This is a genomic window from Emticicia aquatilis, assembly GCF_014644295.1.
In the GTDB taxonomy this organism is placed as follows: domain Bacteria; phylum Bacteroidota; class Bacteroidia; order Cytophagales; family Spirosomataceae; genus Emticicia; species Emticicia aquatilis.
In genome coordinates this window covers 224870-240128 of record NZ_BMKK01000002.1, presented here as the reverse complement: position 1 = coordinate 240128, position 15259 = coordinate 224870, and the positions used below count along the sequence as shown (strand labels likewise).

At 34.9% G+C, this 15259-nt stretch carries 15 protein-coding genes; all 15 read left to right on the top strand.

The genetic code is table 11. From position 1 onward, the window contains the following. The first annotated feature begins 216 nt into the window (after nucleotides 1-216). Entirely contained in the window at nucleotides 217-1182 is a 966-nt protein-coding gene (locus tag IEX65_RS05195) for a PepSY-like domain-containing protein (protein WP_188764965.1), read from the top strand. A gap of 99 nt (nucleotides 1183-1281) precedes the next feature. Beyond that, a complete protein-coding gene (locus tag IEX65_RS05190) occupies nucleotides 1282-1935 on the top strand; it encodes a hypothetical protein (RefSeq protein ID WP_188764964.1) in 654 nt (217 codons plus the stop codon). A gap of 92 nt (nucleotides 1936-2027) precedes the next feature. After that, nucleotides 2028-4316 (top strand): TonB-dependent receptor, encoded by a 2289-nt coding sequence (locus tag IEX65_RS05185; protein ID WP_188764963.1) that lies wholly within the window; start codon nucleotides 2028-2030, stop codon nucleotides 4314-4316. Between the two features lie 17 nt (nucleotides 4317-4333). Beyond that, nucleotides 4334-5230 (top strand): DUF4249 family protein, encoded by an 897-nt coding sequence (locus tag IEX65_RS05180; protein WP_188764962.1) that lies wholly within the window; start codon nucleotides 4334-4336, stop codon nucleotides 5228-5230. A 147-nt stretch (nucleotides 5231-5377) separates the two neighbouring features. Then, nucleotides 5378-5812 carry an HYC_CC_PP family protein gene (locus IEX65_RS05175; RefSeq protein WP_188764961.1) on the top strand — a complete coding sequence of 145 codons (435 nt, stop codon included), beginning with the start codon at nucleotides 5378-5380 and terminating at the stop codon, nucleotides 5810-5812. A 75-nt stretch (nucleotides 5813-5887) separates the two neighbouring features. After that, nucleotides 5888-8119, top strand: a complete 2232-nt coding sequence (locus tag IEX65_RS05170; RefSeq protein ID WP_188764960.1) for a TonB-dependent receptor — start codon at nucleotides 5888-5890, stop codon at nucleotides 8117-8119. 17 nt (nucleotides 8120-8136) lie between these two features. After that, nucleotides 8137-8700: a helix-turn-helix domain-containing protein gene (locus tag IEX65_RS05165; protein ID WP_188764959.1), complete on the top strand. Its 564-nt coding sequence runs from the start codon at nucleotides 8137-8139 to the stop codon at nucleotides 8698-8700. Between the two features lie 11 nt (nucleotides 8701-8711). Beyond that, nucleotides 8712-9776: a YncE family protein gene (locus IEX65_RS05160; RefSeq protein WP_188764958.1), complete on the top strand. Its 1065-nt coding sequence runs from the start codon at nucleotides 8712-8714 to the stop codon at nucleotides 9774-9776. A gap of 30 nt (nucleotides 9777-9806) precedes the next feature. Next, nucleotides 9807-11264 (top strand): multicopper oxidase family protein, encoded by a 1458-nt coding sequence (locus tag IEX65_RS05155; protein ID WP_229250533.1) that lies wholly within the window; start codon nucleotides 9807-9809, stop codon nucleotides 11262-11264. A 33-nt stretch (nucleotides 11265-11297) separates the two neighbouring features. Beyond that, complete coding sequence (locus IEX65_RS05150) at nucleotides 11298-11732, top strand: Rieske 2Fe-2S domain-containing protein (protein WP_188765388.1); 435 nt, start codon at nucleotides 11298-11300, stop codon at nucleotides 11730-11732. A 92-nt stretch (nucleotides 11733-11824) separates the two neighbouring features. Continuing rightward, nucleotides 11825-12178 carry a heavy-metal-associated domain-containing protein gene (locus IEX65_RS05145; protein ID WP_188764957.1) on the top strand — a complete coding sequence of 118 codons (354 nt, stop codon included), beginning with the start codon at nucleotides 11825-11827 and terminating at the stop codon, nucleotides 12176-12178. A 27-nt stretch (nucleotides 12179-12205) separates the two neighbouring features. Beyond that, on the top strand, nucleotides 12206-13582 hold the full coding sequence (locus tag IEX65_RS05140) for a DUF2911 domain-containing protein (RefSeq protein WP_188764956.1): 1377 nt from the start codon (nucleotides 12206-12208) through the stop codon (nucleotides 13580-13582). 143 nt (nucleotides 13583-13725) lie between these two features. Continuing rightward, nucleotides 13726-14022 (top strand): four-helix bundle copper-binding protein, encoded by a 297-nt coding sequence (locus IEX65_RS05135; protein ID WP_188764955.1) that lies wholly within the window; start codon nucleotides 13726-13728, stop codon nucleotides 14020-14022. Between the two features lie 11 nt (nucleotides 14023-14033). Next, nucleotides 14034-14750 carry a heavy-metal-associated domain-containing protein gene (locus tag IEX65_RS05130; RefSeq protein ID WP_188764954.1) on the top strand — a complete coding sequence of 239 codons (717 nt, stop codon included), beginning with the start codon at nucleotides 14034-14036 and terminating at the stop codon, nucleotides 14748-14750. A 34-nt stretch (nucleotides 14751-14784) separates the two neighbouring features. Further along, nucleotides 14785-15240: a hypothetical protein gene (locus IEX65_RS05125; protein ID WP_188764953.1), complete on the top strand. Its 456-nt coding sequence runs from the start codon at nucleotides 14785-14787 to the stop codon at nucleotides 15238-15240. Nucleotides 15241-15259 lie beyond the last annotated feature (19 nt).

Sequence of the window (15259 nt, the reverse complement as noted above, 5' to 3'; positions counted from 1 at the left end):
TATATTTTACTCGTTTGGTAAATGCTTTTAAATAGAGTAATACAGTTAGTGGATTTTGGAAAGACCGAAGTGCTTTCGTCGGTCTTTTTTTTAGCAAAAAGCAATACCAAGAGGTTTTATTTTTAAACGTTACTAACGAGAAAATCTTCATGCTACCCCAAAGTATGAATCTACCTCTAAATCAATCCTCAATGGGGTGAGGGTAAAATATTATTTATGAATAAAATCATTTTAGTGCTTTTTTGTGGAGTGTTCGCACTCTCGTCTTGCAAAACGCAAGATTTGATTTCGCCTGTGGCAAGTACATTGCCGACCGCTATCGGAACTACAAATGTTCCCGCCGTTGTAGTGGCTTCTTTAAGCAAAAATTTCCCAACGGCTACCAATACCACTTGGAATCAGACTTCTCCTACGTCTTTTATGGCAACCTTTAAACAAAACAACGCTGGAAAAGTAGCTACATTCCAAAATACTGGAGCGTTTCTGAAAGTGGGGGACGTAATTGACCCAGCAACCCTACCGACCGCAATTATAGATTACCTCAAAGCCAATTATGCAGGTTATACGATTGTGCAAGCTGACGCAAAGTTTACAAAAGATGGACTTATTGTAATCGGCTATGAAACGCTTATTACTGTTGGAACTACGCAATATGAACTCGAATTTGATGCCACAGGGAAATTTACAAAACTCGAAACTCCTGACGGACATGATGAAGGTGCAGGTATTGCCCAAACAGCTTTGTTACCAGCGATTACTACTTATTTAGGTGCTAATTATGTTGGCTATGTTTTTAAAGAAGCTGAAAGCAAAATGAGTCTTGGCGTTGTAACAGGCTACAAAGTGGAAATTGTACAGAACAATGTAAAATACAATATTCTATTTGATGCTGTCGGAACTTTCGTAAGTGTAAATACAGGTGGTAAAGGTGGCGATAATCATGGTGGTAACGAGCAAGGTAATGGGCAGAATGGCAATGATGTGGTAATTGCTCAAACCGATTTACCTGCTATTGTTGGTACTTATTTAACAACAAATTTTGCAGGTTATGTATTTGTGGGTGCAGTCGTAGAAAAAAATACCGCAGGAACTGTACTTGGTTATGAGGTCAAATTTACTTTGGCTGGAAAAAGCTACGAGACAGAATTTGATGCTACGGGGAAATTTCTAAAACTAAACTAATTGAAATGAAAATGATAGCGGGTATAACTTACTGTATCCGCTATTTTACTTAAAAGTTACTTGATTTTTGACAAATCTAATTGATTTAGCAACGTCCCTATGAAAAGCAATCATATATTTTTAATGTTCATATTGTATTCCTTTCAAACTGCGGCACAAGTTACTAATGTTAGGGAGCATTTTGCTCTTGGATATGGGTATAGAAAGCATAGTTCAGCCATAACTTTGGCATATAATGGTACATTTATTTTCGGGCAAAAACAAATTATCCATGCTGGTTTTGGAGTAAGAATGACTTCATTCAATGAACAGCCAAGGGATTTTTTTGGTATTTCAAAAAATAGAAGTGGAGTGTCTATAAACCCTACACAAAAAGTAAATATAAATGCTTTTAATGTACCTATTTACCTTGAATTACATAGTAAATATCTTCTTTTAGGTGGTAATATTGACCTTTTTGGATTTTCAATTGGTAAGAAAATTAGTTCGGCAACTATTTTTGGAATAAAAAAACCAGACTCTTTATTTATAAAACCCACATTCATAAATTTTTTGGGGAGAGGTACAAATAATTCAGAGGTGTATATTGGTTTAAAACCGAATAGAGACCTAACCATTCGATTAGGGATTAGTTTGCTCTATGCTGAATACCATGCACAATACCGACTATCTAAGAAAAATTATGAATATGGTAGGTATTTTCATGATGCAATGATGCCTTTTATAAGTATAGTATATAATTCTGATAGATAAAGCTAAGAATAGGAAATATAAAAGAAGTCAGGCAACGGAATCATTGGAAGTTGTGTAATGGTAAGTGAGGATAATTTATAAATAAACATTAAATGAAACATTCAATAAAAATTATATTCATACTTGCTATCATTTCGCTATCTGTTTCAGCTCAAAACTATACTTTGAGTGGCTATATCAAAGATGCTAAATCAGGTGAGGCAGTCATTGGTTCAAGTATTTTCTTGACCAATACCAAAAGTGGTACATCTGCAAATACCTATGGATTTTATTCTGTTACTTTCAAAGCAAGTGATACATTGGGAGTTGTTTTTTCATCATTAGGTTATCAGCCACAAATCAAAAAACTTTCAGGCAGACAAAATCAAAGTTTAAATATTGATTTGCTCGAAAACTCCTCAAACTTGCAAGAAGTAGTAGTAAAAGCCTCTCGAAATGATGATAATGTACAGAAAACCCAAATGGGAGTTATTGATGTACCGATGAAATTGGCAAATTCATTACCCGTGGTTTTAGGTGAAAGAGATATAATGAAAATCATTCAACTATTGCCAGGTGTGCAAGCAGGAAATGAAGGTACAACAGGTTTTTATGTACGTGGCGGAAACTCAGACCAAAATTTAGTTCAACTCGATGAAGCAACCGTTTATAACCCCAATCACCTTTTTGGTTTATTTAGTACGTTTAATTCTAACGCCTTGAATCGTGTAACACTTATCAAAGGTGGTTTTCCTGCCCAATACGGTGGGCGACTTTCTTCGGTTTTAGATATTACAATGAAAGAGGGAAATAATAAAAAAGTTGCTGTTCAAGGTGGTATAGGCTTGATTTCTTCAAATATTACTGTCGAAGGACCAATAAAAAAAGAAAAAGGCTCATTTATCATTTCAGGCAGACGGACATATATTGATTTATTGGCAAAACCCTTTGTCAAAGGTATTGGCTATACTTTTTATGATTTGAACGCCAAAATCAATTACCAAATCACACCAAAAGACAAATTATTTTTGAGTGGTTTTTATGGAAATGACAATGCCAATTATACAGGAGCAAGTAGCCTTAATTATGGTATAAATTTTGGAAATAGTACAGCCACACTTCGTTGGAATCATTTATTTAATCAAAAACTTTTTGCCAATACTTCGTTCATCATCAATAACTACCATTTAGGTCTTTCAACAATTCAAAGTGGCTATGTAGCTCAACTTTATTCATCAATTAAAGACATTAATGCCAAGACTGATTTTGAGTTTTACCCAAATCAAAATCATAATGTTCGGTTTGGTGTAAATTTTAGTACACATACATTTGCTCCATTTTCGGCTTCAATAAAAATCCCAAAAAGTGGCAAAGTTCCCAAATTTAATCCTGATAGTTTGGCTATAAAAACAATCATCAACGAATTAGCATTTTATTTTAATGACGAAATCAAACTTTCATCAAATATCAGTTTGAATGCTGGCTTACGAGTACCGTATTTTTATACGAAAGACATTTCTTATAAATACCTTGAGCCTCGGATTTCTACAAAAATCAATCTAAACCAAGAAACATCTTTGAAGTTGTCTTATACCGTAATGAATCAGTTTTTGCATTTGATTCCAAACTCAACAGCTTCGTTGCCAACTGATATTTGGATTCCTGCGAGTAAGGCAACTGCACCACAACAATCGAAACAAATTTCACTTGGCATATTCAAAAACTTTAAAGAAAACACCTATAAAACCAGCTTTGAAGTCTATTATAAAGACATGAAAAACCAAGCACTTTTCAAGGAGGGTACATTATTGACACAAGTTTCAGTCATTGAAAATAATCTAACCTTTGGAAAAGGATACAGTTATGGTGCAGAATTATTTATCGAAAAAAATTCTGGAAAATTTAATGGTTGGTTAGCTTATACCCTTTCTTGGACAAATCAAACCTTTAAAGACTTAAATTTTGGTAAAGAATTTCCGTTTGCTTATGACCGCCGCCACAACCTTTCAATAGTTGGCAACTATGATTTATCTAAGCATTGGATGCTTTCTGGAGCATTTGTTTTTAATACTGGCAGACCTTATACTTTGCCTGTTGGTAGAGTAGATGTTGGCAATGGAGGTACACTTTACAACGGTACTTATGCAGATTATACGGAGAGAAACAATTATCGTTTAAATAGTTTTCATCGCTTAGATGTAAGTGCCATTTATAAAAAGACAAGGCAACTATTTCATAAAAGCTACGAATCTGAATGGGTTTTTAGTGTTTATAATCTTTACAGCCGTCGAAATCCTTATTTTGTTTATCTAAGTACCGATGAAATCACTAAAACTCCAGTGGCAACACAAGTATCATTATTACCAGCCGTTCCGAGTGTGAGCTATAATTTCAAATTTTAAGTATTAACATTTCTACAATGAAAAAAGTCATTCTTATATTTTTAGTTACACTGATAGGTTTTATGGATTTTTCTTGTGAAAAAGTCATAACTATCAAAGAAAAACCATATCAAGACCAACTTTCAATCGAATGTTTGTTAGTGCCTGGGCAAGTACCTAAATTATTTTTAAATAAATCAGTTGCTTATTTTAGTTCAAAAACCAGCAGTGCTGATTTATTTATTACTGATGCAACTGTCAAAATTTCAAGTGGCAACGAAACAGATATTTTAAAACCATCATCAGAACGAAATCCTTTTTTATGTCAAGAGGAGTTTTTTTATTTAGGGAAAATTCCTGCTGTTTTTGGTAAAACCTATAAATTAGAAGTTGTTTATCAAGGCACAACATATACAGCCGAAACAACTATAAACCAATCGAAACCCAAATTAAATACAGTAGATTATACTCAAAAATTCAATGATGTTTATGGCGAGCATGAAGGCATAATTTTGAATTTTAATGATACCCAAAACGAAGAAAATAATTATCGCTTTCAGATGATTCGACAAGTTGATAGTACCGTCAGAACTGCCAACAACAAAGTTTATCGAACTGAATGTAATGGAGCAAATAAATTTACTATAAATGAAGTTGGGCGTTCAGTTTATAATGACCAAAATAAAAATGGTTTACCAATGAGTTTTGTTATTGAACCAGCTTACACGCACACAAATGGACAAGTTGCAAAAGTGTATTTACAAACAATGGATAGCAAATCTGCTGCTTTCTTCGATGCACTTGACCGCCAAAAATTGGCAACCTATAATCCGTTTGTAGAGCCTGTGTTTTTAAAAAGTCAGATTGCTGGCTGCATTGGTGTTTTTGGAAGCCTGAACATTTCAGAGCCTATTGAATTTATTTTTCCTGAGTAAAAAATGTTTATTACGACTATATTTGTAATAGTTCAAAATAAAAGATTTCAGGGGTAAACTCTGTTTCAGAAAATTATATAAACCATTCTGAACAAAATATAACAATATTTGTTAAATATCATCAATATTTGCAATTATTTTCATAAAATGAAACAAATACTTACTCGCATATTGTGTCTTTTCATGGCGTTTCAAGTGCTTTTTGCAAGCACTGGATTTGCTATGATAGAACATTTATGTAAAGTAAAAGGTAAAAAAACTTTCATTTTATCCAGTCCGCCTAAATGTTGTCCACAAAAAATGCTTAAAAAGGAAGCGAAATCCTCGAAAGCAAATTTTAAACGGACTAAGTGTTGTGAAGAACATTCTACTTTTGTTCATATTAACACCGCTTCTTCAAGTGTTAATCAAGTCTCACTGAGCATTCCTGTTTTTATCGGTGAATGTTGTTCTTTTTCACCTTTTTATACTTTCAACTGGTCGAGTGAGCCTGTATCATTCAAAGTAAGTCATTACTATAATACAGCTCCACCAAATGCAGGCAGAAAACTGCTCGTACACATCCAATCCTTCTTAATTTGATTCTATTTATTGAACTTCTTGTGCCTATTTTTCAATAGGTAGTTTTTCTATTGTTCAATAAATTGAATCATTTTTATGTTAAAAAATATCATTAAAATAGTAATACTATTTGTATTACTATTTACTTCAACAGTATATTCGCAAAACCTACAAGGAATTGTATTAGAAAAGAAAATTGACGGCAAAACCGAACCCCTTATTGGTGCGGTACTCCGTTGGAAAAACAGTAAAAATGGCACTTCTGCCGATATTGAAGGGAAATTTTCTATCCTAAAGACTTCTCAAAATCATGAATTAATTATCAGTTCGATTGGCTATAAAACCGATACGATAATGGTTCATTCAAATGATTTTCAAACGATTTATCTCCAAACGGAATCTTCTACCTTACAAGAAGTAGTTGTTAGAAGTGAAGCCAGTGTGATAGACCGTCTGAATCCTATTCAAACTGAGATTATCACCACCAAAGCACTTGCCAAAGCTGCTTGTTGTAACCTTTCTGAGAGTTTTGAAACCAATGCAAGTGTATCAGTAAGTTATGCTGATGCCGTTACAGGCTCAAAACAAATCCAATTGTTAGGGTTGAGCGGAAATTATGTTCAAACCAATACTGAAAACATTCCAAATATTCGTGGATTAAACACAACGTTTGGATTAAACTATGTGCCAGGTACTTGGATAACATCAATTGATGTCGGTAAAGGAGCTGGGTCAGTAGTCAATGGCTATGAGTCAATGACTGGTCAAATCAATATCGAACTCCAAAAACCTGATATGGCTGATAGATTGTATTTGAACACCTATGTAAACAGCTTTGGGCGTGGCGAAATTAATTTGAATTTAGCAAAGAAATTGAATAAGAAATGGTCAACAGGCTTGCTTACTCATGCTTCTACCTTGCAAAATCGCATTGATAAAAACGGAGATAGTTTTTTAGATATTCCACTTTATAATCAATACAATGTAATTAACCGTTGGAAATTTCAGAATGAAAAGATGATGGCTCAGTTCGGAGTTAAAGCCTTATATGAAGACCGTTTGGGAGGGCAAACTAACTTCAAACCTGAATTACAAGGTTCGTCTTTGGTCTATGGCTTTGGCAGTCAAACAAAGAGGCTTGAGTTTTTTAGCAAAACAGCCAAACTATTTCAAAGTATCCCCTATCGAGGTTTGGGTCTAATTTTGAATGGGACAATTCATAACAATCAATCATTCTTTGGATTACGCAATTATTCTGGTCGCCAAAATACTATTTATGCCAATCTGATTTATCAAGACATTATCAATAATACCAATCATCAATATAAGGCAGGTGCAAGTTATTTATTAGATGATTATAATGAAACATTTACAGGCATTAATCCTCGTTTACGAACTGAATCAGTACCAGGTGTATTTGCTGAATATACCTATACATATCCCGAAAAACTAACAGTTGTAGCAGGTGGTAGAGTAGATTTTCATAACCTCTATGGTACTCGATTTACTCCCCGAATTCATGCCAAATATGATATTAGTAAATCGGTACATCTAAGAGCCAGTGCTGGAAAAGGTTGGAGAGTACCCAATCCATTAGCCGAAAATTATGGTTTATTGGTAAGTTCAAGGGCAATTTCTATTGAAAATAGTCTAAAACCCGAAGAATCTTGGAATTATGGATTAAGTCTATCAAACGAGTTTGAATTATTCGGACAAAAGGCTTCTTTTATTGTAGATGCTTACCGTACTAATTTTCAAAACCAATTGGTAGTTGATATGGAACAGGCTGGATATTTAAGTTTCTACAATCTGAAAGGTCGCTCTTTTTCTAATAGCTACCAAGCAGAACTAAATTTCGCTCCAATCAAGCGTTTTGACTTCAAATTAGCCTATCGTTGGTTTGATGTAAAAAATGATTTTCAAACAGAAAATGGAACATTGGCATTAATGACCAAACAATTTCTGAATCGAGACCGTATCTTATTCAATATGGGATATGCTCTGCCTTATGATAAATGGAAATTTGATTTTACTTGGCAATGGAACGGCTCTCGACGAATGCCAGCCATGTCAGAGCATTCGATGATGTCAGCAGGGACTGGTACACTTACCACTGCACCTGCATTCTCAAACATCAATGCACAAATTACCAAGACTTTCTTAAAATGGGATATGTATGTTGGGGGAGAAAATCTCAACAATTTCACTCAGAAAAATCCAATTCTTTCATCTAATGACCCTTTTGGGAGACATTATGATGCTGGTATGACTTGGGGACCAGTCATTGGCAGAATGGTTTACGCAGGGATGCGATATAAAATAAAATAACCAAAACATCAAAAATCATGACTTTATATATAAAAAATATGGTTTGCGACCGATGTAAAATGGTTATCGCAGACCTATTCAAAAAAACAGAAATTACGGTCAAAAATATAGAGTTAGGCGAAGTTGAAACTTTGAACGAATTAACTCCCGAACAATTACAACTAATTGAGAAAGGATTGCAAACAGTTGGTTTTGAGTTATTGGATGATAAACGCAAGCAAATCGTTCAGAAAATCAAAACAATTATCATAGAAATCGTACAAAATCAATCGAAAATTTTACAGAAAATCAATCCATCAGTATATATCGCTGAAAGTATTGGTCGAGATTATAAGTATCTGACAACCTTGTTTTCTGAGGTCGAAGGTACTACGATTGAGCAATTTTTTATTCATCAAAAAATAGAAAAAGTAAAAGAATTATTGGTGTACGATGAATATACATTGAGTCAAATCGCCGATATGATGTATTACAGCAGCGTACAACATTTATCTATGCAATTCAAAAAAATAACAGGTCTTACACCAAGTCATTTTAAAGAATTGAAAGCCAATAAACGAATTTCCATCAATCAACTATAAATAATTTTAAGATGAAAAAAGTAATTTTCTCCGTTTTAGTTTTGGGCGTAGTGGCGTGTATGGACATGAACAATGTTCAACCCGAACAAAATATCAATTATCCAGCGGCATACATTGTCAATGGTGAAAGTAGCACCTTATCGGTTGTCAATCTAAATACCAACGAAGTTGCCACCACTATTCAACTAACTGATGGTTCAAGCACTTCAACTCATGGAGCAGGACATACCGCAACGCCAGGCTTTTTAGCTTACCCCCACCATATTTATATCAATGCTACGAAATCGCAAATTGCGGTGGCAGCACCAGGTGTTGATTTAAGTGCAGGTCATGCAGGTGGTACTCACGCAGGTACAGGAAAAGTTGCCGTTTTGGATGCAATGAAAGGTATAAATGTGAAAATTTTTGATGTACCAATGTCCAATCATAATGCTGTTTTTTCGCCTGATGGAAAAGAGATTTGGACATCTCAAACTGATGGAAAAGTATTGGTTTATGATGCCACTACCTATGCCCTCAAAAATACAGTAATGGTTGGAAATGGTTCTGCCGAAGTTACTTTTTCTTTTGATGGAACAGTGGCTTTTGTTGCCAATGGTGAAGACAATTCAGTTTCTGCCATAAGCCCCGTAACTAAAACTGTTTTAGCAACAATAGCCGTTGGAAAAAATCCTGTTGGAGCATGGATTGGTGCTGATAATAGAATGTATGTAGATAATGAAGATGGGCAAACTGTTTCAATTATTGATGTGAAAACATTAAAAATAGTCGAAACCGTTACATTAGGCTTTATGCCAGGTTTTGTTGCTTACCAAGCTGATATGAAAGAAATGTGGGTAACAGACCCCACCGCAGGAAAAGTACATTGGTGGACAAAAGGAGCTGATGGAAAAATGACACGAACAGGCTCTTTTTTAACGGGAGCAGGTTCTCATGCTATCGCTTTCAATGCAATGAACGCCTATGTTACCAACCAAGAAGCTGCCAGCGTATCAGTTATTGATATAATGCAGCATACGGTTACTAAAACACTAACTGTTGGTTTGAAACCTAATGGAATTGTCATTAAACTTTAATTTATATATTTTTTAACCTATTATTTAAGAATGTACAAGCAAATTAACCGTAGAGATTTTCTCGAAAAGTTAGGATTTGGACTAAGTTCTACCGTCCTAATATCAAGTTGTATGGGTAATATGAACATGGGTGGTAGCGACCCTGTTCCTGTCAGTGGTGATACTACTTTTAAAAATGCTCTGAAAATTCCTGAAACAATCACAAGTCCAAGTAATATGATTGCCCAAGCGGTGCAAGATACCGTCATGGATGGAAAAAATGCCAAGTACATTGGTTATCGTTCGGGTTTATTGGGACCAACTTTTAGACTTCAAAAGGGAGCTAATTTTAATATAAAATTCAGCAACCAATTAGCCGAGCATACTAATATTCACTGGCATGGTTTGGTTATTCCTGCCGAAATGGATGGACACCCCGACCAAATGGTAATGCCGAACGAAAATTTCAATTATCAATTTACTGTTAATCAGCAAGCTGGTACAAATTGGTATCACCCACACCCGCACGGATTAACAGGAAAACAGGTAACACAAGGTTTAGCAGGTTTTTTCATCGTTGAAAGTTCCGAAGAAAAGGCTCTAAATCTACCTAATGGTAGTTACGAAGTACCTTTGGTTATTCAAGATAAACGCTTTAATACTGATGCAACTATCAAGTATAGCCCGACTATGATGGAAATTATGTCTGGCTATATGGGCGATAATATTTTGGTTAATGGTACAGCTTCCCCTTATCTAAATGTTTCTACTCGTTTTTATCGTTTTAGAGTATTAAATGGCTCATCAGCAAGGATTTACAATTTAGCTTTAAGCAATGGGGCAAATTTTTATGTCATTGGAGCTGACAGCGGAATGCTTGAAAAACCTGAATCTGTCAACTCATTGCTCCTTGCTTCTGGTGAAAGAGTCGATATTTTGGTTGATTTTACCAATATCGCCCTTAATACAGAAGTGTATTTGGAAAATAAAACTTTTACTGGTATGGGTACGGCACAAGGAACACAAGCATTTAAGGTTATGAAATTTATTGTTAATAAGCAAGAAACGGATACTTTCAAAGTGCCGAGTAGTTTAATTTCACTTGCAAAATTGAGTAATGCCACAAAAAATAGGTCTTTTGCTTTAACAATGGATATGGCAAATATGAGTGGTGGAATGCACAAAATTAATGGCAAAATATATAGTGCTACCCGAATCGACGAAACTGTTGCCGTTGGCTCAACCGAAACTTGGGAGTTTGATAATTCTACTGGTGATGAACCACACCCGATGCACATACACGGTGTTCAATTTCAAGTAGTGAGTCGAACAGGTGGTAGAAACACCATTTTACCACAAGAAAAGGCTTGGAAAGACACGGTTTTGGTTGCTCCAACTGAAAAAGTAAAAGTGATTGTAAAATTTGAACAAAAGGGAAAATTCGTTTTTCATTGCCATAATCTCGAACATGAAGATGATGGCATGATGCTCAACTTTGAAGTAAAATAATTAATTTCTAATTACCTAATCAATATACAATCAATGAAAAATAATCAATTGCAAATAGAAAGACGTAGTTTTTTAAAGAATTTAGGTTTAGGTGGTGCTGCACTCATGGCAATATATTGTGTTGGTGCTTGTAAAAATGTTGCATCAGTTGTTCCAGATGTTGCTCAATTTAATATAGACTTAACCGACTCTGCTAATGTAGCTCTTACAAAAAATGGAGGATATATCATAAAAAATGATGTAGTCATCGCTCGGACAATGCAAGGGAGCTATGTTGCTGTAACTTTAATTTGTAGCCATGAACAAAGAAAACAAGTTACTTTCACTTCAAGTAATGAATTTCTTTGCACGGCACATCAAGCAAGGTTTGACACAATGGGTATGGGTTTGAATGCTAATGGTAGCAAAGGGCTTAAAACCTACCCTGTAATGGTGATGGACTCTGGCAAAACTTTAATGATTGGCTGACCTAAATAATTTGTTTGGTGTAGGTGGTAGTATCACTTACTCCAAACATAACAAAAATTTGAAAACAAAATTTTAATAAAACAAACAATACAATGAAAAGGAGATTTTTTTTAACTACTGGATTAGCAATAATTGGTTCTTTGTCAATGGCAAATTTTCAAGAACCACCTGTAAAAGTTAAAATCAAAACATCTGCTATATGCGAGATGTGTAAAGAACGTATCGAAAAGCAATTAGCTTTTACAAAGGGAGTAAGCGAGTCAAATCTTGATTTAAAAGAAAAGGTTGTAACTGTAACTTTTAACCCAAAGAAAACAGATGCCACCAAAATCAAGCAAGCTATCAATGATGCTGGTTATGATGCAGATGAAACAATAGCCAATGAAAAAAGCTATGAAAAACTGCCTTCATGCTGTAAGAAAGATGGCGAACCAATGAAAAACTAACATTCTTTTAACCAAAATAAAATGGAAATGAAAAAAATTGCATTCATATTATTTCTGAGCATTTCTTATTTGACAAATGCCCAAGTTGAGCTAAAAACACCACCACCAAGCCCCGAAGCCGAATGGAAACAAAAAGTAGGTTTCACAGAGATTAGCCTCAAATATGAAAAACCATTGATGCGTGGTCGTAAAGTGTTCGGCAACTTAGTAGCATTCGACCAAATTTGGCGTACAGGTGCAGGTGAAAGTACACGTATTCGTTTGAGCGATGACATGACTTTTGGCGGACAATTAGTAAAAAAAGGGCATTATTCACTGTTTACGATTCCTAATCCTACCGAATGGACAATCATTTTGAATACTGATACTACCAGTCATGGAGCATTTAGTTATGATGAGAAAAAGGATATATTACGAGTGAAGGTGAAACCTGAGACGACCACTCGTACTTACGAATCATTTTCGATTACCTTAGAAGACATCATGCCTGACCATTCGGCAAACCTGTACTTAAATTGGGAAAATACACAGGTCAAAATTCCGATGCAAAGTAATGCGGACGTAATTGTAATGAATGAAATCAACAAGAAAATCAATGTTGAGAAATTAGAAGATGCCAAATTTTTTAATGCTTCGGCTCAATACTATTTTGCTAATAAGAAAGATTTAAAACAAGCTCTCGCATGGTCAAAGAAATCGGAAGAAATGGTTGACGACAATTTTGTTTATGCAAATTTGACAACAAAAATCTTAGAAGAACAAAAAGATTATCCAGCCGCCATCAAATCAGCTCAAAAAGCAATTGAGTTAGGAGCTAAAAAGAACATGAAAACCGCAGTTGCCAACTGGCAAAAGAAGGTAGAAGAATGGCAAAAAATAACGGGCGTAACTGCACCTGCCGTAAGTCCAATGACTGCCGATAACCATTCTGAACACAGTGGACACGACATGGCTTCGATGAACAACGACAAAGCACAAGCTAAAACCAATCTACAACCACTATTAGATGCTTATTATGCGATAAAAGATGCCTTAGTAAAATCCGATGCAAGTGCATCTGCCAAATCGGCAACAGCATTAGTAACCGCCATGAAAGCCGTCGATATGGGTAAAATGGAAATGAAGCAGCACATGGAGTTTATGAAAGTAAACACTAAAATTATTGCTGATGCTCAGAAAATTGCTGATTCAAATGATTTGAAGAAACAAAGAGAAACGTTCCAAAGTCTTTCTGATAATTTTTATGTGATGGCAAAAGGCGTAAAACTATCAAGTGAGCCTATTTACCAGCAATATTGCCCAATGAAAAAAGCAGCTTGGTTGAGTAATGAGAGTGCTGTTAAAAACCCTTATTATGGTAGTTCAATGCTTACTTGTGGGAATGTACAGGATACCATAAAATAATTAAAAAACAGGGTTAATTATTAGATTTTGACCGTTTTAAGCCATAATTATATAAATCATACACAAAATTTTGTAACAACTTTTAAGGGTAAGTATCAGACATTTGTAGTGTAGAAATGCTTCTACCATAGACAAATAATTATATGAAAAATCACCAAAGTTGTATGGATGCTTGTTTGGCTTGTGTAGCCGACTGCGAAAATTGTAATTGCCCCGAATGTTGTGATACAGACAGTTGCAATTGTTGTAAAGACTGTGCAGATATAGCTGCTTTATGTGCTAAACTATGCTCAAGAAACTCTATTTATGCAGAAACCGTAATGGCTCTTTGTGTACAAGCCTGTGAGCGTTGTATCGAAAATTGCTCAAAACATGACAAAGATTGTTGTCGAAAATGCGTAGAAAGTTGTAAAAAATGTGCGGAAGCCTGTAAAATCTAAAACTCATACCAATGACACATACATATCAATTAACTGGAATGACTTGCGGAAGTTGCGAAGCAAAGGTAAAGTCTGCTTTGCTGATGGTAGAAAACGTAACGAATGTTGATGTTTCAAAAGATGAAAACTCGGCTACTATTACGATGGATAAACACATTGCCTTAAAAGATTTTCAAAAAGTTTTAGACAGCAAATACCAAATTTCAGCGATAAATCATAGCGAAGCTGTCGAGCATACAAAATCTTGGTTTGAAACCTATAAACCGATTTTGCTTATTTTTGGATACATCACAACAGTAAGTCTATTGATTCAGTTGAACAACGATTCTTTCAACTTGATGCAATGGATGAATCATTTTATGGCAGGTTTCTTTCTGATTTTTTCATTTTTCAAAATGTTAAACCTCAAAGGTTTTGCAGAAAGCTATGTAATGTATGATGTTTTAGCCAAACGCTTACCTATTTGGGCTTATCTCTACGCATTCATTGAGCTTGGTTTAGGATTGGCTTTTTTAAGCAATTTTCAACCAATTCTGACAAACTGGCTAACACTTATCGTAATGACGATTAGCATTATTGGCGTTTTACAAAGTGTTTTAAACAAAAAGAAAATTCAATGTGCTTGTTTAGGAGCAGTTTTTAATCTGCCCATGAGTACTGTAACTATCATTGAAGATGCTCTAATGATTGCTATGAGCGGAGCAATGCTTCTAATGATGAACAAGTAAAATAGTCTTTACATCAATTTAAACAATTATTTCGATGAAAAATACATTCGCAATTTTCGCATTCTTTTTTATCGCTTCATTAAGCGTATTTGCTCAAAAAACAACTGTTATGATTCCCAAGGTTGATTATAAAGGGCATATTTATTATGAGAAAAAACAAATTGGCTCTTTAAATTCAAAAGGAGGTTTAGACCAAAACGGAAAAGCAGTTACGAAAGTAGATGCCAATGGAAATATTGTTGATATGAACAACAAAGTGATTGGCAAAGCCCCTAAAAATGGCACTTTTGTTTACTACATCAATGGAACAGAAGAAAATTATACAATCGGTAAACCTACTCATACAGGTATGTGCGAAGTAAAAAATGCCAAAGGAGAAGTAGTAATGCTTTTGCACAATAACTACAAACAGCAAGCCGCCTGTGCCGTCCATTGTTTGTACGAAAACCATTGTATGCCATCTGATAAAATGGCAGAGCATAAGCATTGATTCCTGACGAAGTTTGTTT